The organism is Streptomyces sp. NPDC030820, from assembly GCF_055572075.1.
Genome location: NZ_JBVIEB010000043.1, coordinates 1 through 1,724 on the forward strand (window position 1 = coordinate 1; position 1,724 = coordinate 1,724).

The 1,724-nt window shown below is 68.4% G+C and carries 1 protein-coding gene; it reads left to right on the forward strand.

What is annotated here, in order from left to right; all coding sequences use genetic code 11:
* Positions 1–1,724 (forward strand): non-ribosomal peptide synthetase (locus tag ACZ418_RS42850; RefSeq protein WP_468374301.1); only part of this gene is annotated, 1,724 nt, incomplete at both ends.

Here is a 1,724-nt window from a genome sequence, read left to right on the forward strand (position 1 = left end):
TGTTCGACGAGGTCACTGCTCGGGGGCTTGTGGGTCGTTTGGTGCGGGTGTTGGAGCAGGTGGCGGCCGATCCTGAGGTGCCGTTGAGCCGGGTCGATGTGTTGGACGAGGTTGAGCGGCGGTTGGTGCTGGAGGAGTGGAACGAGACGGCCGGGGTGGTGCCGGTGGGGACTTTGGGGGAGTTGTTCGAGGCTCAGGTGGTGCGTACTCCTGATGTGCCGGCGGTGGTGTCGGGGGGTGTGGTGTGGTCGTACTCGGAGTTGGATGCGGCGGCGAACCGGGTGGCGTGTGAGCTGGTCGGGCGTGGGGTGGGTCCTGGCCGGTTGGTGGGTGTGGTGCTGGAGCGGTCGGCGTGGTTGGTGGCCGTGCAGTTGGGTGTGGCGAAGGCGGGGGCGGCTTTTGTGCCGTTGGATCCCGCGTATCCGGCGGAGCGGATCGCGTATGTGCTCGGCGATGCGCGGCCGGAGCTGGTGGTGTGCAGCACCGCGACGGTGGGCGTGCTGTCCCGGAACGACGACATTGCCCGGTTGGTGATCGACGATCCGGTGGTGGCGGCCCGGCTGGCGGAGCCGACGCCGCCCGCGCGGTCGTCGTCGGCGCCGGCGGACGGTGAGCGGGTTGCTCCGGTGTCCATGGCCGATGCGGCGTATGTGATTTATACGTCGGGTTCGACGGGTCGTCCCAAGGGTGTGGTGGTGTCGCACGCGGGGTTGGGTGGGCTGGTGGCGGGTCAGGCGGAGCGGTTTGGGGTGGGGCCGGGTTCGCGGGTGTTGCAGTTCGCGTCGTTGGGTTTCGATGCGGCGGTGTCGGAGCTGTGTGTGACGTTGTGTTCGGGTGGTGCGTTGGTGCTGGCGGATTCGGCTGCGTTGGCTGATGTGGTGGGGGAGTTCGGGGTTACGCATGTGACGGTGCCGCCGTCGGTGTTGTCGGTGGTGGAGGAGTTGCCGGCGGGGCTGGGGACGATTGTGGTGGCGGGTGAGGCCTGTCCGCCGGGGTTGGTGGCGCGGTGGTCGTCGGGTCGTCGGGTGGTCAATGCGTATGGGCCGACCGAGGTGACGGTGTGTGCGGCGATGAGTGAGCCGCTGACGGATTTCCCCGCGGGCTCGGTGGTGGTGCCGATCGGGCGGCCGGTGGTGAACACGCGGGTGTTCGTGCTGGATGCGTTTTTGCGGCCGGTGCCGGTGGGTGTGACCGGTGAGTTGTATGTGGCGGGTGCTGGTCTGGCGCGTGGTTATCTGGGGCGTTCGGGGCTGACGGCTGAACGTTTCGTGGCTGATCCCTTCGGCCTTCCTGGTTCTCGGATGTATCGGACGGGTGATCTGGGTCGGTGGACGCCCGGGGGTGAGCTGGTCTTCGCCGGGCGTGTGGATGAGCAGGTGAAGGTCCGTGGGTTCCGGGTGGAGCCCGGTGAGGTCGAGACGGTGCTGGCCGCGCACGAGTCGGTCGGTCAGGTGGTGGTGGTCGCTCGTGAGGGGCGGCTGGTGGCTTATGTGGTGCCTGTCGCGGGTGACGGTGTGGATGGTGTGGACGGGGCGGTGCTGCGGGAGTTCGTGGCGGCCAAGTTGCCGGACTACATGGTTCCTGCCGTGGTGGTGGTGTTGGACGGGTTGCCGGTGACGGCGAACGGGAAGCTGGACCGTGCCGCGCTGCCGGCTCCTGATTTCGCCGGGTCGGCCGGTGGTGGTCGTGAGGCGCGGACCCCGGTCGAGGGGTTGTTGTGCGGT